At 73.0% G+C, this 17372-nt stretch carries 17 protein-coding genes; 7 read left to right on the plus strand and 10 right to left on the minus strand.

The window, feature by feature from the left end; all coding sequences use genetic code 11:
* Nucleotides 1-119: 119 nt before the first annotated feature.
* Nucleotides 120-881 (plus strand): SDR family NAD(P)-dependent oxidoreductase, encoded by a 762-nt coding sequence (locus tag OG439_RS10705; protein ID WP_326949224.1) that lies wholly within the window; start codon nt 120-122, stop codon nt 879-881.
* Here OG439_RS10705 and OG439_RS10710 read toward each other — a convergent pair.
* On the minus strand, nt 878-1294 hold the full coding sequence (locus OG439_RS10710; protein ID WP_326949226.1) for a nuclear transport factor 2 family protein: 417 nt from the start codon (nt 1292-1294) through the stop codon (nt 878-880). The two genes, OG439_RS10705 and OG439_RS10710, sit on opposite strands and share 4 nt — an antisense overlap.
* 85 nt (nt 1295-1379) lie before the next feature.
* Here OG439_RS10710 and OG439_RS10715 point away from each other — a divergent pair, with 85 nt between their 5' ends.
* A complete protein-coding gene (locus tag OG439_RS10715) occupies nt 1380-1973 on the plus strand; it encodes a TetR/AcrR family transcriptional regulator (RefSeq protein WP_326949227.1) in 594 nt (197 codons plus the stop codon).
* Here the strand turns inward: OG439_RS10715 and OG439_RS10720 are convergent.
* The 7 genes from OG439_RS10720 to OG439_RS10750 form a co-directional block, all read right to left on the minus strand.
* Nucleotides 1959-3404 (minus strand): sensor histidine kinase, encoded by a 1446-nt coding sequence (locus OG439_RS10720; RefSeq protein ID WP_326949228.1) that lies wholly within the window; start codon nt 3402-3404, stop codon nt 1959-1961. The two genes, OG439_RS10715 and OG439_RS10720, sit on opposite strands and share 15 nt — an antisense overlap.
* Nucleotides 3401-4084, minus strand: a complete 684-nt coding sequence (locus OG439_RS10725) for a response regulator transcription factor (RefSeq protein ID WP_326951521.1) — start codon at nt 4082-4084, stop codon at nt 3401-3403. The genes OG439_RS10720 and OG439_RS10725 overlap by 4 nt, the downstream gene beginning before the upstream one ends.
* Nucleotides 4081-5175, minus strand: a complete 1095-nt coding sequence (locus OG439_RS10730; RefSeq protein WP_326949229.1) for a streptophobe family protein — start codon at nt 5173-5175, stop codon at nt 4081-4083. Before OG439_RS10730 ends, OG439_RS10725 begins: the two co-directional genes overlap by 4 nt.
* Nucleotides 5175-5969 carry an ABC transporter permease gene (locus OG439_RS10735; RefSeq protein WP_326949230.1) on the minus strand — a complete coding sequence of 265 codons (795 nt, stop codon included), beginning with the start codon at nt 5967-5969 and terminating at the stop codon, nt 5175-5177. Before OG439_RS10735 ends, OG439_RS10730 begins: the two co-directional genes overlap by 1 nt.
* Nucleotides 5966-6877, minus strand: coding sequence for an ABC transporter ATP-binding protein (locus OG439_RS10740; RefSeq protein ID WP_326949231.1), 912 nt, complete (start codon nt 6875-6877; stop codon nt 5966-5968). Before OG439_RS10740 ends, OG439_RS10735 begins: the two co-directional genes overlap by 4 nt.
* 123 nt (nt 6878-7000) lie before the next feature.
* On the minus strand, nt 7001-8224 hold the full coding sequence (locus OG439_RS10745) for an RNA polymerase sigma factor (protein WP_326949232.1): 1224 nt from the start codon (nt 8222-8224) through the stop codon (nt 7001-7003).
* The gene (locus OG439_RS10750; protein WP_326949233.1) at nt 8224-8625 is read right to left on the minus strand and encodes a YciI family protein; all 402 of its coding nucleotides are present in this window, start codon (nt 8623-8625) and stop codon (nt 8224-8226) included. The genes OG439_RS10745 and OG439_RS10750 overlap by 1 nt, the downstream gene beginning before the upstream one ends.
* A gap of 205 nt (nt 8626-8830) precedes the next feature.
* On the opposite strand from OG439_RS10750, the gene OG439_RS10755 reads away from it, so the two are divergent.
* Nucleotides 8831-9736, plus strand: coding sequence for an SGNH/GDSL hydrolase family protein (locus tag OG439_RS10755; protein WP_326949234.1), 906 nt, complete (start codon nt 8831-8833; stop codon nt 9734-9736).
* A gap of 8 nt (nt 9737-9744) precedes the next feature.
* Here OG439_RS10755 and OG439_RS10760 read toward each other — a convergent pair whose 3' ends face one another.
* On the minus strand, nt 9745-10392 hold the full coding sequence (locus OG439_RS10760; RefSeq protein ID WP_247051414.1) for a TetR/AcrR family transcriptional regulator: 648 nt from the start codon (nt 10390-10392) through the stop codon (nt 9745-9747).
* 62 nt (nt 10393-10454) lie between these two features.
* On the opposite strand from OG439_RS10760, the gene OG439_RS10765 reads away from it, so the two are divergent.
* The 4 genes from OG439_RS10765 (at nt 10455) to OG439_RS10780 (ending at nt 14035) form a co-directional block, all read left to right on the plus strand.
* Nucleotides 10455-10772: a neutral/alkaline non-lysosomal ceramidase N-terminal domain-containing protein gene (locus tag OG439_RS10765; RefSeq protein WP_326951522.1), complete on the plus strand. Its 318-nt coding sequence runs from the start codon at nt 10455-10457 to the stop codon at nt 10770-10772.
* Nucleotides 10773-10822: 50 nt separating this feature from the next.
* Complete coding sequence (locus OG439_RS10770; RefSeq protein WP_326951523.1) at nt 10823-12355, plus strand: neutral/alkaline non-lysosomal ceramidase N-terminal domain-containing protein; 1533 nt, start codon at nt 10823-10825, stop codon at nt 12353-12355.
* Between the two features lie 388 nt (nt 12356-12743).
* The gene (locus OG439_RS10775; protein WP_326949235.1) at nt 12744-13586 is read left to right on the plus strand and encodes an alpha/beta fold hydrolase; all 843 of its coding nucleotides are present in this window, start codon (nt 12744-12746) and stop codon (nt 13584-13586) included.
* Nucleotides 13583-14035 (plus strand): VOC family protein, encoded by a 453-nt coding sequence (locus tag OG439_RS10780; protein WP_326949236.1) that lies wholly within the window; start codon nt 13583-13585, stop codon nt 14033-14035. Before OG439_RS10775 ends, OG439_RS10780 begins: the two co-directional genes overlap by 4 nt.
* Here OG439_RS10780 and OG439_RS10785 read toward each other — a convergent pair.
* Nucleotides 14007-17099 (minus strand): MGH1-like glycoside hydrolase domain-containing protein, encoded by a 3093-nt coding sequence (locus OG439_RS10785; RefSeq protein WP_326949237.1) that lies wholly within the window; start codon nt 17097-17099, stop codon nt 14007-14009. The genes OG439_RS10780 and OG439_RS10785 overlap by 29 nt on opposite strands.
* Nucleotides 17100-17372: the final 273 nt, after the last annotated feature.

Genomic DNA, 17372 nt, shown 5'->3' on the forward strand with positions numbered 1-17372 from the left:
ACCGCGCGAAGCCGGGTGCCAGGTGGTGCGGATACCCCCATAAACACACTCTGGCACCTGGATAACGCCAAGCGCAGAGTGGAGTTCAGTCACTCAGCACCACTCCGGAGGTCATCGCCATGCCCACCCCCTTGATGTCGACGGTCGCCCTGGTCACGGGGGCCAGCAGCGGCATCGGTCAGGCCACCGCCCGCCGGCTCGCGGCCCAGGGCGCCACCGTCGTGCTGGTCGCGCGCCGGCAGGACCGGATCGACGTCCTGGCCAAAGAGATCGACGAAGACGGCGGCCGGGCCGTCGCGCTGGCCGCCGACCTGACCGAAGCCGAGGCCGCCACCCGCGTCGTCGCCACCGCCGTCGAGCAGCTCGGCCGGCTGGACACCTTGGTCAACGCGGCGGGCGTGATGCTCACCGGCGACTCGCTCCGGGCCCCGCTGGACGAGTGGCAGCGGATGGTCGACATCAACGTCAACGGCCTGCTGTACGTCACGAAGGCCGCGCTGCCGCACCTCGTCGACGCCGCCCGCACCAGCCCGCGGCAGGTCGCCGACGTGGTCAACATCAGCTCGATCGCCGGCCGCTTCGTCATCCCCAACGCCGCTGTCTACAACGCGACCAAGTTCGGCGTCACCGCCGCGACCGAGGCGTGGCGGCAGGAGTTCTCGCGGCGCAACGTCCGGTTCGCCGTCGTCGAGCCGGGCCTCGTGGAGACCGAGCTGCAGAGCCACCAGCAGGAGGCCGTCCGCGAGGGCATGGCGGCCCGGTTCGCCGACGTCGAACAGCTGCACGCGGACGACATCGCCGAGGCGGTCGCCTACGTCGTCACCGGCCCGCGCCGCCGGGCGGTGGCCGAGATCGTCATCCGGCCCACGGACCAAGTCTAGGCGCCGCCCACGCTCGCCAGGGTTTCGGCCAGCACCAACGGGTTGAGGTAGTCGCGGTAGGAGACGACCAGGCCGTCCCGGACCCGGATCACCGCGATGATGGTCTGGTGCAGGGGTGCGCCGGTCGGGACGACGGTGCCGTGGACGTCGTACTCGACGATCACCACCTCCGGGTCCTTGGTCTCGTGGATCACCGTGTTGCGGTACTCCTCGAACCTGACGAGGCCATTGGCCTGGGCGGTCAGGAACTCGCGGATCTGTTCGCGTCCTTCCAGGTGGTCGGGGACGCCGGCCGGGTGGTACGGCCATTCGATGCGGCCGTCCGGGGCGATCAGGCCGACGAACGTGTCGGTGTCCATCGCGAGGCCCGCGCGCAGGACCTGCTCGACGACTTCGCGTGCGGTGGCGGTCATGACTGCTCCATTTCGTTGAACGCTCGTTGATTGAACGACTGTAGAACGAAGTGGCCCGCCGGGTCAACGGCCGTAGAATGAACCCGTGACCGAACCAAGCGCCCGCCCGTCCCGGGCGGAGCAACGCCGCCAGAGCGAGGAGCGCATCCTCGCCGCGGCCCGTAAGATCTTCGCCGAGCTGGGCTACGACCGGACCACGATCCGGGCCGTCGCGGCGGCCGCCGGGGTCGACGGCGGGCTGGTCATGCACTACTTCGGCAGCAAGGACCTGCTCTTCGCCCGCGCCTCCGAGATCCCCGCGGACGAGCTGCCCGGTGGCACGGCGGACGAGGTGGCCGAAGCGCTGCTCACGTCGCTGGGCCGGCGCCTGACCGACGAGCCGACGGCGTCCCTGGCGGTCCTGCGCTCGATGCTCACGAACGCCGACGCCGCCGATCGCTACCGGGCCGCCGGGGAGCCGCAGCTCAACCAGCTCACCGAGGCGATCCCGACGCCGGACGCCGACCTGCGCGCGAGCCTGCTCAGCGCGATCGTCCACGGCGTGGTCGCCGAGCGGTACCTGCTGCGCCTCACGCACCTCGCGGACGCGTCACCCGAGCAGATCGTCGACCTGCTGCGGCCGTGCTTCCAAAGCCTGGCCACGCCGCCGGCGGAGAAGCCGCAGTCACTCGGACCGTGACAGCGTGAGCCGGAAGCACGCCCCTTCGCCCAGCGCGGTGTCCAGCTCGACGTCGCCGCCGTGGGCCCGGGCCAGGGAGCGCGCGATGGCCAGGCCGAGCCCGGCGTCGGCGCCGCCCGAGCGGGTCCGGGCCCGGTCGGCGCGGTAGAAGCGGTCGAAGACGCGGCCCGCCTGGGTGGTGCTCAGGCCCGGGCCCCGGTCCGCCACTTCGAGCACCGCCCGGCCGTCGACCGTGCCGACGCCGATGCGGACCGGCGTGCCCGGCGGGGTGTGGGCGGCGGCGTTGCCCACGAGGTTGGTGACGACCTGCCGCAGCCGCGCTTCGTCGGCGTGCACCGGCGCGGGGCCGGGTAAGCCCGCGCCGCCCGGCCCGGTGAGCTCGACCGGCCGGGACGGGTCGAGGGCACGCAGGTCGTGCCGGGCGTCGCCGGCGAGGGTGCGCAGGTCCATCGGCGCCCGGTCGAGCTGGCTTTCGGGTGCCTCGTCGAGCTGGGCGAGCAGCAGCAGGTCCTCGGTGAGGGCGGTGAGCCGGGTGGCGTCGCGGTCGATGCGGCGCATCACCTCGTCGACGTCGGCCCGCTCGGGCAGCGCGCCCATCCGGTAGAGCTCGGTGGAGCCCTTGATGCCGAACAGCGGCGTCCGCAGCTCGTGGCTGACGTCCGAGACGAAGTCGCGCATCCGGGCCTCGGACGCGGACCGGTCGGCGAAGGCCCGTTCGAGCTGGCCGAGCATGGTGTTGAGCGACGCCGCGAGGTGCCCGATCTCCGTCCCGGGCGAGGCGAGGACGGGGACGCGCCGGGTGAGGTCGCCCTCGGCGATCGCGGCCGCCGTGTGCTCGATCCGGCGCAGCGGCCGCAGGCCCCGGCCGAGGGCGAACCAGCCGACGGCGGTCAGCAGGACGAGCAGCACGGCCCCGCCGATCAGGCTGCTCGACCGGAGCTGGGCGATCGTGGCGTCGGCCTCGGTGCGCGGCGCGGCGGCGAGCACCGTCCCGTTCCAGCCGACGGTCGGCCGGGCGACGGCGCGCCAGCGTCCCGAGCCGTCGGCGGCCGGCAGGTCCACCGCGGACCCGTCGGCGGAGATCGTGCGCAGCGCACCGGGGGCGGGCAGCGCGGCGGCGTCGAGCCGGGAGGAGTGGAGGCCACCCGCCACCGAGCCGTCGGCGTCCAGGTAGACCAGGTACGGCGTGCCGAACAGATCGAGAGCGGGATCGAGGAGTTCGGGGCGGGCGCTCGTGTTCTTCAGCCCGGGCGGCCCGGCGGCCGGCACCCGCGAGATCAGCTCGGTCAGCGACCGCAGCTGGCCGTCGAGGCGGTCGAGCTGGTAGCGCTCGACGTGGTCGGACACGACCGCGCCGATCAGCGCGAGCCCGGCCAGCAGCAGGCCCGCGGTGAGCAGCAACAGCCTGGCCCGCAGCGAAAGCCGCTTCACCGCCGGGGCTCCCGCAGCACGTAGCCCACGCCGTGCACGGTGTGGATCAGCTTGGGCTCCTCGGTGTCGACTTTCCTTCGCAAGTAGGAGATGTAGGTGTCGACGATGCTGGCGTCGCCGCCGAAGTCGTAGCGCCACACCCGGTCGAGGATCTGCGCCTTCGACACCACCCGCCCGGCGTTCTCCATCAGGTAGCGCAGCAGCCGGAACTCGGTGGCGGAGACGCGGACCGGCCGCCCGTCCCGCGTCAGCTGGTGCCCTTCGGCGTCGAGGGCGAGAGCGCCCACGGTCAGCACGCCGGCCTGCTGGCCGGTGGTCCGGCGGAGGATCGCGCGGATCCGCGCGATCAGCTCCGCCAGATCGAAGGGTTTTGTCACGTAGTCGTCGGCGCCGAGGGACAGGCCGGTGACCTTGTCGGCCTGGCGGTCGCGCGCGGTGAGGAACAGGACGGGCACCGGTGCGTGCCGCTCGCGCAACTGCCGGACGACCTCGAAGCCGTCCATGTCCGGCAGCATGACGTCGAGCAGCACCAGGTCCGGCGGGTGCGCGGTGGCCGCGGCGACGGCCTCGCCCGCCGTCGCCGCGGAGGTCACCTCGAAGCCGGCGAACCGCAGCGCGGCGGAGAGCAGCTCGCGGACGGTGGCCTCGTCGTCGACCACCAGCAGCCGCCCGGGCGTCATCGCTTCCATGCCCGCGAGGATACGGAGATCGCGCCGGCGAGCAGGCCGCTCGCGAACCCCGCCGCCGCGCCGGCCGCCAAGGCGAGCAGGGGATTCGCCGACAGCCGCGCGTCGAGGACCGGGATCGACAGCCCGAACGCCGTGACGTCGAGGTCGACGGACACCCGGGACAGCAGCGTCACGACCGCCGGCACGACGCCCGTCACCACGGCGAACACCCCGGCGCGGCGCAGCGGGCGCCCAGGGCCGGTTCGCGCGGCGGCGGCGACGGCGCAGGCCGTCAGCACCACCACCGGCACCCAGATCCACGCGCCACCGGGCTCGATCCCGTTGAAAGCGCAGGAAAGCACGCCGTCGGACGTCAAGGTCCACGGCACGCCGAGCCCGAGCAGCAGCGCGCCGGACACCGCTTGCGGCAGGACGAGCAGCACGGCACCGGCCGCCGCCGCACCGCCGAACACCCACGCGACGAGCACGCCGCCGGCGGTGACCACCCCGAAGACCGTTGCGGCGACGCGTAATCCCGGCACGAGGGCCGGGAACCGCACCACGAGCGCAGCTGCCCCGACGACCACGAGCGCCCAGACCGCCGTGGCCGTCAGCGTCGGCAGGACAGCCGCGGAGAACCCGGCGTCGACCGCGCCGCCGAACCGCGAGACCGCTCCTGTGGCGGGCCCGCAGGCGGACCCGCCACCCGAGCCGCCCGCCAGTCGCAGCGCCAGATTTCCCTTTGACAGTAACGAGATCGTGGTTACTCCCGCCACAACGGCGACGGCCGCCGTCGCGGCGCGGACGGCCAGCCCGTCCCGGCCGTGCCGCAGCACCAGCGCCCCGAGCACCACCGCGCCCGCCAGGGAGACACCCAGCGGCATGACGTCGACGGCGCCGTGGACGGCGATCGGCAGCGCGCCGGCCGGGGTCGCGACGACGTCCGCCGAGCCGCCCACGGCCAGGGCGACGACCGTCGCGGTCAGCGCCGTGAGGTCGCCGAAGCGGCCGGCGCCGAGCAGCAGCAGCGCGGCCAGCGCGACACCGGCCATCACGAGCAGGGCGGCGGCCGCCGCGCCCAGGCCCCGGCGGACGTCGCGCATCAGACGTCCCGGCGCCGGAAGACCGCGAACGCGACGGCCAGCACGACGGCGACGCCGAGGCACAGGCCGCCCAGGTTCAGCCACGGGTGCGGGAACCCGGGATCGGGCACCGTCTTGAGGACCTCGGCCGCGCCCAGCGTCGGCCAGAAGCGGAAGAGACCTTGGAACCAGCCGGGGAACGCCCCGGCGATCCCGGGGATCAGGAAGACGATGCCCACCAGCGTGGCGAACGCGCCCGCCGTGGCCCGCGCGAGCACGCCGAGACCGACCGCGAGCAGCGCGATCGCCGTCAGGTAGACGCCGCCGCCCGTCACGGCGGAGAGCACGCCGGGATCGCCGAGGCTCGCGTCCGGCGCGTCCTGCAGGGCGAAAACCGCTTGTCCGACGAAGAAAGCGGCGAACATCAGCGCCTGCCCGGCCACCACGGCGACCGCCGCGGCCACCACCACCTTGGCCGCCAGCGTCCGGTGCCGGCGCGGCGTCGCGATGAGCGACGTCTGCATCAGCCCGGTCGTGAACTCCGCGGTGACGATCAGGATGCCGAGCACCCCGAGGACCAGCTGGGCGACGACGTACGACATCAGGCTGCGCCCGGCCGGGTCCCACGCCTGCTGGTCCGCGAGCGTCGCGCTCGCGTACTCCTTCCCGGCGGCGTTCGCGGTGAGGGCGGTGATGCCGAGCCCGACCACGAACAGGGTCGCCAGCGTGAACCAGGTGGAGCGCAGGCTGCGGAGCTTGACCCATTCCGCGTGCACGGCGTGGCCGAAGGTCGTTTTCGTGGCGAGCGCGCTCATGCGGTGACTCCCTGGTACTCGACGCTGTCCTTGGTCAGCTCCATGAAGGCGTCCTCCAGCGAGGCGCGCTGCGGGGTGAGCTCGCTGAGCGCGGCGCCGTGGTAGGCGGCGAGCTTGCCGATCTCCGCGCTGGTCAGGCCGGAGACGACGAGCGAGGACTCGAGCCCGTCGCGCACGGTGGCCCCGGCGGCGGTGAGCCGGTGCGCGAAACCCGGATCGGGCGTGCGGACGAGGACGGTCCCCGCGCCGCCCGCGCGCATCAGCTCGCCGACCCCGGTGTCGGCGATCAGCCGGCCCCGGCCGATGACGACCAGGTGGTCGGCGGTCTGTGCCATCTCGCTCATGAGGTGGCTGGACACCAGCACCGCCCGGCCGTCGCGGGCCAGCGACCGCATGAAGTCCCGGATCCAGCGGATCCCTTCCGGGTCGAGGCCGTTGACCGGTTCGTCGAAGATCAGCACCCGCGGGTCGCCGAGCAGGGCCGCGGCGATGCCGAGCCGCTGCCGCATGCCGAGGGAGAACCCGCCGGCCCGCTTGCCGGCGACGTCCTCCAGCCCGGTCCGCGCGAGCACCTCGCCGACCCGGCGGCGGGGGAGACCGTTGCTGACCGCGAGGGCCAGCAGGTGGTCGCGGGCCGTCCGGCCGCCGTGGACGGCACCGGCGTCGAGCAGCGCGCCCACCTCGGTGAGCGGCGCGGGGAGGCCGGCGTAGCGGCGGCCGCCGATGGTGGCCGAGCCCCGGGTCGGTGCCGCCAGGCCCAGGATCATCTTCATGGTCGTGGACTTGCCGGCGCCGTTGGGGCCGAGGAAACCCGTCACCTGCCCGGGTTCGACGGTGAACGAGAGGTCGTCCACCACGGTGTCGGGCCCGTACCGCTTGGTCAGGCCCCGTACGTCGATCGTGGTCATGCGGCGAGCGTGCCCGGCCGAACCGACCGGTTCCTGAGTGCTTCTGGGAGAACTCTGTGAATCCACCGCTCACGGCCCGGCCGGGACGGCCCGGTCACGAGGAATCGCAACTCCTCGCCCGGGTCAGCCCAGCGCGGCCGCCTTGCCCAGCAGCACCGAGCGTTCCCGCTCGTTGGTGCACAGCCGGGCCGCCAGCTCCAGCTCGGCCCGCGCCTCCGGTCGCCGGCCGAGCCGGGTCAGCAGCTCGCCGCGCACGGTCGGGACCAGGTGCGAACCCGGGAGCCGGTCGGTGACGACCAGCTCGTCCACAATGGCCAGACCCGCCGCCGGACCCGACGCCATGGCCACGGCGACGGCCCGGTTGAGCTCGACCACCGGCGAGGGCGCGACCCGGCCCAGCGCCTCGTAGAGCAGCACGATCCGGTCCCAGTCCGTCTCCGCCACCGACGGCGCCGACGCGTGGACGGCGGCGATCGCGGCCTGCAGACCGTAGGGGCCGAGCCCGCGCGGTGACGCCTGGGCCAGCGCGGCCAGCCCACGGCGGATCGCCGAGAAGTCCCACCGCCGCCGGTCCTGGTCCTCGAGCAGGATCGGCGCGCCGTCCGGGGCGGTCCGGGCCGGGAAGCGCGCGGCCGTCAGCTCGAACAACGCGAGCAGGCCGTGCACCTCCGGCTCGGCCGGCTGCAGCGCGGCCAGCGTGCGGGCCAGCCGGATCGCCTCGTACGCGACGTCGGGGCGCACCAGCCGGTCACCCGAGGTGGCCGTCGAGCCCTCGGAGAAGATCACGTAGAGCACGCTGAGCACGCCGCCCAGCCGCTGCTTGCGTTCGGCGGCCGGCGGCAGCTCGAACGGCACCCCGGCCGCCGCGATCGTCTTCTTGCCGCGGGTGATGCGGGCCTGCACGGTCGGCACGGACACCAGGAACGCGCGGGCGATCTCCTCGCTGGACAGGCCGCCGACCACGCGCAGGGTCAGCGCCACCCGGGCCTCGGGGGAGAGGACCGGGTGGCAGCTGATGAACATCAGCTTCAGGACGTCGTCGATCCGGTCGGGGTCGGCGTCGTCCGCGGACACCGCGGCCACCTCGTCCTCGGTCGCGAGCAGGGCGTAGCGGTCCCTCAGGGCGGCCCGGCGGCGGATCGTGTCGATGGCCCGCCGCCGGGCCGTGGCCATCAGCCAGCCGACCGGGCTGGCCGGCGCCGCCTGGGGCCAGGACACCAGCGCCTCGGCCACCGCCTCCTGGGCGGCGTCCTCGGCGAGCCCGAAGTCGCCGGTGAACCGGGTCAGCGCGGCCACGATCCGCGCCGACTCGATCCGCCACACGGCCTCGACGTCGGCCGGTCCCATCAGTCGCGACCGGCGCTCTCGACCCCGGCCGCCTCGCTGCCCCGCGGGACCTCGTCGTCGCCGGCGACCCGGCGGACCTCGATCTTCGACCCGGCCACGGCGGGCATCCGCGTGGCCCACTCGACGGCCTCTTCCTGGGAGGAGACGTCGAGCAGGAAGTAGCCGCCGAACAGTTCCCTGGTCTCCCCGTAGGGCCCGTCGGTGACCACCGGCTTCTCGCCGCCGAAGGCGACCACGACACCGCGGGCCGGGTCGTCGAGCCCTTCGGCCGCGAGCAGCACCCCGGCCTTGAGCAGGTCTTCGATGTACGCCCGGGTCGCGGCCATCTCCCGGTCGATGTCGGCCATCATGGCCGCGTTGGACTCGTCGGTGCCCCGCATGATCAGCATGTACTTCGACATCGTGTGCTCCTCGTTCCGGTCAGGCCGCCTGCCGGCCTCACGCCCCCTGGTCGAACGGGCGACCCGGGAATCGACACGGCCCCGGAGAAATCTTCCCCGGGCGCCGTCGACCCCGCCGGGGGACGCCCGGGTCAGACCGGCTTGACGAAAACATGAACGTGATTCACAGTTACCTTCGCTCCGACTCCGAGGTAACGAGGTGCCCATGAAGGTGTCCCGGATCGTCCTCGCCGCCGCGCTGGCGGTGGCCACCGTGACCGGTGCGGGGGTGGCGAGCGCCGCGCCGGCTCCGGCGTTCCGCCACTACGTCGCGCTGGGCGACTCCTACACCGCCGGGCCGCTGATCCCGTGGCAGTCGGCGAGCTGGTGCTTCCGGTCGAACAACAACTACCCGTCGTGGCTGGCCACCCGGCTCGGCATCTACGCCACCCCGGGCGCGTTCACCGACGTGAGCTGCTCCTCGGCGGACACGACGAACATGACGCGGCAGCAGACCGTGCCCAGCGAAGACGCGCCGATCACCTACGAATACCCGCAGTTCGACGCCCTGACCCCGGACACCGACCTGGTGACCATCGGGATCGGCGGCAACGACGCCAGCGTGTACGGGTCGATGATCTACACCTGCCCCGGCCTGCGTGCCGCCGACCCGACCGGCTCGCCGTGCCGGGAGCACTTCACCGTCGACGGCGTCGAGACCCTCACCGCGGCGATCACCGGCACCGAACGGAACCTGGAGAAGGTCGTCAAGGGGGCCCGCGCGCTGTCGCCCGGCGCCAAGATCGTCCTGGTGGGCTACCCGCGGCTGGTCCCGCCGAGCGGGTACTGCCCGGACCAGATCCCCTTCGCCGACGGCGACTACCGCTGGTTCGACGGCGTCGAGCGCACCCTCAACGCCGCCCTGGCCAAGGCCGCGAAGAAGACCGGCGCGACCTACGTCGACACCTACGGCCCGTCGCTGGGCCACGACGCGTGCGCGGGCAGCGCCGCCTGGGTCAACGGCCAGTACACGAACCTCGTCAAAGCCGTCGCCTACCACCCGGTCCTGGCCGGGATGCAGGCCGAGGCCGGCCTGATCCACCAGGCGCTGGCCACCGGACCCCAGCGGTGACCGGAGTGCTAGCGGAAGCGGGGGCTGGTGACGATCTCGTCGACGTAGAGCCGATCGAGGCGCTTGGCCTCGTCCAAAGTGTCCTGATCGCCGTGGGGGTCGATCCGGAACGCCAGCTGCAGCAAGGCGTCCGCCACCCGGACGGCGGCCCGGCAGGCGAGCGCGAGCGGCGGTCCGTCGACGACGTCCGAGCGCGCGAGCAGGATCCGCCGGATGCTCTCGGCCAGCAGGTCGTTGTTCGCGTCGTCGGCGCGCAGCAGCTCGGGGCTGAGGTGGCGGCCCGTCCAGATCGCGACGTAACCCGGGTTCTGCCGGTACCGCTCGACGAACCGGTCGAAGACGATGTCGACCAGGTCCGCCAGCGGCGCGCGGGAGGCCGCTTCGACCGCCTCGGCCATGGTCTCGCCGAAGCTGTCCATGTAGTGCTGCGCCAGCGCCGACAACACCGCGGCCTTGTCCTCGAAGAACTGGTAGACCGTGCCGGTCGGCACGCCGGCGCCGTCGGCGATCCGGCGGATGGTCAGCGCCTCGACGCCTTCGCCGGCCAGGATCCGGTCGGCCGCGGCGACGATCGCCCGCACCCGCGCGCGGCTGCGGGCCTGCTGGGGTTCCTTGCGCAGCCCCTTGAGGGCGCGGTCCGGTCCTGGCTCGGTCACCAGCGCACAGTACCGTCCGGAGCGAGGCGGGCGACCGCGCAGCCACCGGGAGGGGACAGCCGTTGACGGACAGGGACTTCCTGGTCGGCCGCGGGATCGCCGACATCACCGGCGAGGCCGCCGGCTGCGAACTGATGGGCTACGGCAAGTCCTGGCAGCGCAGCGCCGGGCTCCACACGCGACTGCGCGCGCGGGCCTTCGTCATCGACGACGGCGCGCGCCGGGTGCTGCTGATCGTCTGCGACCTGCCGCTGATGTTCCCCAGCGTGCACCGCGCGGTGCTGGCCCGCCTGGACGGCCGGTACACCGAGTCCAACGTCATGATCACCGTGACCCACACGCACTGCGGCCCGGGCGGCTACGGGCACCACCACCTCTAAACCTGTCCAACGGCTTCCACCCCAAGACGTTCACCGCGATCGTCGACGGCATCACCGAAGCCGTCGAGCGGGCGCACGCCGACCTCGCGCCCGCCGACCTGACGCTGGCGCACGGGGAGCTCCGCGACGCCAGCACCAACCGGTCGCGCGTGGCGTTCGACCGCAACCCGCGCGCGGACCGGGAGTTCTTCCCCGACGGCGTCGACCCGCAGACGACGGTGCTGCGCGTCGAGCGGGCCGGCCGGGTCGTCGGGGTGATCAACTGGTTCGCCACGCACGGCACCAGCATGACCAACCGGAACCTGCTGATCAGCTCGGACAACAAGGGATACGCGGCGCTGCACTGGGAACGCGAGGTCGAGGGCGGCGACTACCTCGCGCCGGAGCCGCCGGGCTTCGTCGCCGCGTTCGCGCAGACCAACGCGGGGGACATGTCGCCCAACGTCGGCGGGCGGCCCGGCAGCGGCCCGACCGGCGACGAGTTCGAGAACACCCGGATCATCGGCCTGCGCCAGTACGAGGCCGCGGCCTCGCTGCTGAAGCAACCCGGTGTCCCGGTGCGCGGCGGGGTGGACCACCGGCTGACCCACGTCGACCTGTCCGCGACGGCCGTCTCGGCGGAGTTCTGCGGTGACGGGCGCGCCCACCGGACCCGCGGCCCGATCGGCGGCGCCGCGGCGCTGGCCGGCACCGACGAAGGCAAGGGCTTCGCCGGGTTCCGCCAGCAGCGCAACCCCTTCTGGGACGCGCTGTCCGCGGTGCTGTACCGGCTCGCGCCCGGACTGCGGGATGCCCAGGCCCCCAAGGGAATGACGCTGCCGGGCCGCTTGCTCAACCGGCTGCGCCCGTTCATCGCCACCCGGTTCCCGGTGCAGCTGCTGCGCGTCGGCCCGCTGTACCTGATCGGGATCCCCGGCGAGGTCACGATCGTGGCCGGCCTCCGGTTGCGCCGCACGGTCGCCGAGCTCGTGGGCGCCGACCTCGAGAACGTGCTGGTCGCCGGCTACAGCAACGGCTACTTCCACTACGTGACCACGCCCGAGGAGTACGAGGCGCAGCGGTACGAGGGCGGCAGCACGCTGTTCGGGCGCTGGCAGCTCGACGCCCTGCGGCAGACCGCGGCGAGGCTGGCCGTCGCCCTGCGCGACGGGACGCCGGTGGAGCGGGGCACGCCGGAACCCGGCCACTCCGGCCGGATCCGGCCCGCCGAGGACAAGACCGCGGACGGCCCGTCGCCCGGCCGGGTCCTGACCCAGCCCGCGCCGAGCTACCACCCCGGCGAGCAGGCTGGCGTCAGTTTCGTGGCCGCCAACCCGAACAACGACCTCCGCCGCGGCCGCACGTACCTGACGGTAGAGTCCGAAGTGGACGGAGCCTGGCACACGATCGCCGACGACGGCGACTGGTCCACGAAGTTCCACTGGTCGCGGGGCCAGAGCACCGGCCCGGTCGTGCAGATCACCTGGGACATCCCACCCGGCACGACCGGCCCGCACCGCATCCGCTACCACGGCGACGCGAAGGACCCGGCCGGCCACGTCGAGCCGTTCACCGCGGCGTCCGACGTCTTCGTGATCGGCTGACGGGAGCCCCGGTAGGGGACCGGTTTCGGCGCCATGGTGACCGTGCTCGGCCCCGGTGTCGGGTTCGTCTCCGCTGTGCAGGACCAGTTCCAGCCGTTCACGGGGCAGGGCCCGGCGACCTGGGTGGTCACCTCGGCCGTCCTGGCGGCCGGCACCCAGCCCGCGAGGCGAACCGGCTGGAAGGCGTGCCCGGCAACCTGCCCTCCCAGGTGCACGGCACCGGTCTCACCAGCCTGCTCGTCGTCCGCGACATGGCGAAGGACGACTGCTGACGCCAATCCGGTGCGGGGTCCGCCCCGAACGATCAACGGTGCTCGCGGTGTTTGAGGCAGATGAGTTGCGGGCACTCGAATTGTGGACGAGGTAATTTCAACCGTCGGGAGAACAGATGCCCAGCGTGACCGTCGGCCACGAGAACTCCGCGCCGATCAACCTGTACTACGAGGACCACGGCACCGGGAAACCGGTCGTGCTGATCCACGGCTGGCCGCTGAGCGGCCGTTCCTGGGAGGCGCAGGTGCCGGTGCTCGTCGACGCGGGCTATCGCGTCATCACCTACGACCGGCGCGGTTTCGGCCGGTCCTCACAGCCGTGGGGCGGCTACGACTACGACACCTTCGCCGCCGACCTCGAAACCCTGCTCACCCACCTGGACCTGCGTGAGGTCACGCTGGTCGGCTTCTCGATGGGCGGCGGCGAGGTCGTCCGCCACCTCGCCACGCACGGGGCCGGCCGGGTCGCCAAGGCCGTGCTCGCGGCGGCCGTCCCGCCCTACCTGTACAAGAGCGACGACAACCCCGACGGCGGTCTCGACGACGCGACGATCGGCCAGTTCGAAGCCGGCGTCCGCGGTGACCGGCTGGCGTTCCTGAAGCAGTTCACGACGGACTTCTTCAGCGCCAACGGCAAGCTGCTCGTGAGCGAGGACCAGCGCGCGTACGCCCAGGAGATCGCGGCGTTCGCGTCGCCGAAGGGCACCCTCGACTGCATCGCGGCGTTCGGCCGCACGGACTTCCGCGCCGACATCGCCAAGATCGGCGTGCCCACCCTGGTGATCCACGGTGACGCGGACGCGATCGTGCCCTTCGAGGTCAGCGGCAAGCGCTCGGCGGAGTCCATCGAGGACAGTGAACTGGTCGTGATCAAGGGTGGCCCGCACGCGATCAACGCCTCCCACGCCCAGGAGTTCAACGACGCGCTGCTGGCGTTCCTGGCCCGGGGCACCGCGTGACAGCGGCGGCCGGCGCGGTCCACCACATCCGGCTGACCGTCACCGACGTCGCCCGCGCGCGGGAGTTCTACACCCGCGTGCTGGGCTTCTCGGTGGCGGTGGACGCGGTGCCGCCCCAGGACGATCCGGACCACTGGCTGATGGTCCACAACCTGCAGGGCGGGATCGTGCTGACCAACGGGCAGCTGCAGCTCGGGCTCCGGCCCTGCGACGACCCGCGCCGCCGGGCCGGCGACCGGTTCGACCCGCTGCGCGTCGGGCTCGACCACGTCAGCTTCTCGGTCGGCGGCCGTGCCGAACTGGCCGAGATCCGTGACCGCTGCGCCGCCGGCGGGCACGAGCACGGCGAACTCGCCGAGCTGGCGCCGTTCGGCATCGCGGTGCTGTCGATCACCGACCCCGACGGCATCCAGCTCGAACTCACGGCCCCGCTGGAGCCGGACGCCTGAGGTTCGCCCCGCCGGTGACGTCGGCCGCGGTCAGGACCCGGTTCCACACCTCGACGTCGTCGACGCTGCCCGGCCACAGGTCGCTGTGCTGCCCGCCGGAAACGGCGCGGCCGATGGCCAGCGGGCCGGGCGACGCGTCCCCGGTCGCCTGGCTCCAGGTCTTGGCCTGCGCCACGCCGTCGACGTAGAGCACGTAGGTGCCCGCGTCGGCGTCGTGCACGCCGACCAGCCGGTACCAGCGGCCCGGCTGCGGGGCGACGTCCGCCAGGGCCCGGCCCGCGCTGGTCGAGAAGGCCAGCCGGTCGTCGGCCGCGGAGTACTGGAGGTAGAAACCGCTGCTCGGGTCGCCGTCCTGGCTGACCGCGGTGGCCCACGAACCCGTGCGGTCCAGCCGGACCCACGCGCTGACCGAGTAGTTCCCGGTGGTGTCCAGCACCGGTCCGCCGGTCTGCGCGTACTGGCTCGAGCCGTCCAGCTGCAGCGCGGTGCCGGTCACGCCGGGGACCCACCCGGGCGCGCCGGTCAGGGCGGCGTCGTGGATGCCCGCGCTGTCGTGGGCGACGGTGCCGCTGCCCTCGTCGAGGCCCCACGCGCCGACCGCGTCGTGCTGCCCGGCCGGGTGGGGGATCTGCAGGTTCTGGCGCTGGTGCGTGGTTTCCGCCCGGCCGCCGGGCCCGCGGTAGGACGCGGTCGCGGTCAGCGTCGCCGCACTGCCCGGTTCCGCGTCCGGTGGCGCCGCCAAGGTGAACGTCGACGTCCGCGACTGCCCGGGCGGGATCGCGGCGGCGGGCCGCCCGGTCGGCGTGACCGCCCAGCCGGCCGGCACGGCGAGGCTCACCCGCGGCGAGACCAGCGGGCTCGACGTCGTGTTGCGCACCGTCACGGTCAGCGGGGTGCTCCGGCCGACGATGACTACGCCGTTGGCGTTGGCGGGCCCGACGGCGATCCGCGCGTCCGGGCTCGACGGCGTCCAGGACTGCAGCTCCGTGACGCCGACGAACGCGCCCGGCGGGTTGGTGAACACCAGCCGGACCTTGCTCGTGGTGAGCGTGGGGAAGGTGACGCGGTTGACGCCGTTGCCCACCGGGCTCGCCGGCGCGCGGACCTGGCGGGGGACGTCCTGCCAGGCCGCGCCGGTCCAGTACTGCAGGCTGTAGGCCGCGGCCGGTCGGACGCCGCCGCCGTCGTCATAACCGCTCCAGCGGATGTCGCCGACCGGCGTGGGCGCACCGAAGTCGACGCCGTAGAAGTCGCCCGGGTTCGGCGAACCGTAGTTGGTCCACCGCGTGTTCTCGGGCACCTCGCTGTAGAAGACCTTGCCGTCGAGCGCGTTCCACGCGTTGTCGTTCGGCCAGGTGTAGGAGGTGATCGGCCGCGGGTAGCCGGTGCGCAGCGGGTTGGCGGCGTCGTTGACGAGGTCGTCCCGCTGGGGCACCACAGTGCGCCCGACGTCGATGGTGGTGTCGCGCAGCGTCGCAGAGCGCTGGACGAGCTTTCCGTCGACGTAGAGGCGCATCCCGGCACCCTGCCCGTAGTGCTTGCCGTCGCGGTCCCACAGCACGCTGACGTTGTGTCCGTGGTAGGGCACGTTCTCGGCGGCGAAGTGGTCCCAGCCGGCCGGGGTGAGCGGCTTGACCTCGAGGGTGTCGCCGGACTGCGGGCGCAGGCCGAGCAGCCCGGACAGCACCAGGTCGGTGTAGGTGGAGTGGTTGTAGTCCTCGCTGTGGTTCTGCCCGTCGTAGATCCACGCGTCCCGGTCCGGGTCGTGCGCCTCGGCGACGTAGGGCTCGCCGTTCCTGGTCTGGGTCCGGGCGTAGGTGGCCAGCGCGGCGGCGTAGTCCTCTTTGGACACCGTGCGCTGGGCCGGGTGGTCGTCCAGCAGGTTGGCGAGGCCGGTGAGGGTCTGGGAGGTGGCGAAGGGCCAGCTCGGTCCATCCCAGCGGCAGCACGAACCGGCGTCCTTCATGAAGAACGGGCTGCGGCGCTCGGCCGTGGTCGGGCCGTAGGTGCTCGCGAAGCCCTGGGGGTCGAGCAGCTGGGACCAGGCGGTGGTGTCGGCCGGGCCGGCGGCGCCGAACGTCCAGGGCAGGTAGCCGATCTGCTCGCGGCTGCCGGACAGCCGGTGGCCCGGGTTGTCGTCGCGGGCCATGGCGTAGTAGAAGCCCCGTTCCGGGTCCCACAGCCACTTCTGCATCGCGGCCTGCACCCGGGTGGCGCGCTGGGCGTACTCGGCGGCGAGCCGGTGGTCGCCGACCGAGTCCGCGATGCGGCTGATCGCGACGGCGTCGCCGTACTGGTAGGAGTTGAGCGTCGGCCGGTACCCGGCGCCGCCGTGGTAGGGCTCGGCGGATTCGTAGGAGGAGGCGGAGAACTCCATGGCGTCCCAGACGGGCACCGACCAGTAGAGGCCGAGGCCGGGGTTGAACTGCTTGTCCCAGCCGCGGTACTGGCGCACGAGCGCCGGGAGCAGCTGACGCAACGGCGCGAAGTCCCCGGTCACCTGGGCTTGGCCGTAGGCCGAGGTGGCCAGCCAGACGCTGTACTCGTGCGCCCAGTCGGTCGTGTCGGCGTTGACGTCGTCGGTGGCGGGCTTGGGGCCCGCGCCGGGGCCGGTGAGCCAGAACTTGAGGTAGTCCTGGCCGTAGCCCGGATCGCGCAGCCAGCGCCCCTCGGTCAGCTGGTGCCCGGCGGCGGCGTCGATCGCCTGGTAGGGCGCGGCGTACCCGCAGCAGTCGAGGAACTCCGTCGAGATCCAGCCGTCGGTGGGGTTCGTGTAGCGCAGGTGCTCCTTGTAGACGCGCCAACGGTAGTAGTAGACGCTCTGCATGGTGGCGTCGGGCAGGTCCACGAACGGGATGTTCGCTTCGTACCAGGCGGGATCCGAGTACCCGGCGAGGGCGGCGGCGTGGTCGAGGAAGTGGGTCCCCGCGCCTGGTGTCGGATGCGGCGAGGAGTCCCCGGCCGCTTCCGCGACGCCGCTGAGGGCGAGCTGCGCGGCCAGGCTCAGCGCGGCCACCCAGGTCATCGCCGACCGGGTGCGTTTGCAGGATAGCCGCCCGCGCATCGGACCTCCACGAGAGGGTTTACAACGTTGTAAAACACAGCTTCGACCACTATCGCCCAAGAGCGCGCAAAAGGGAACACCTCTCGTGACGTCGGCTGCCCGATCTGCTCGATCGACCCGGTTCGACGAGTTCGACTGCTGGTTCGCCCGAATAGGAGGGTCCGCGGGCATCCGTGGGTGATCGGACGGGCAACCCGATCCGGAGGTCCCGGCGCCGGTTCCCGGGAAGTTGGTAGCTTGAAAAGATCTCGGGCCGGGCAGAGTGAGCCGGCG

Source organism: Amycolatopsis sp. NBC_01307, from assembly GCF_035975215.1.
Lineage (GTDB): Bacteria > Actinomycetota > Actinomycetes > Mycobacteriales > Pseudonocardiaceae > Amycolatopsis.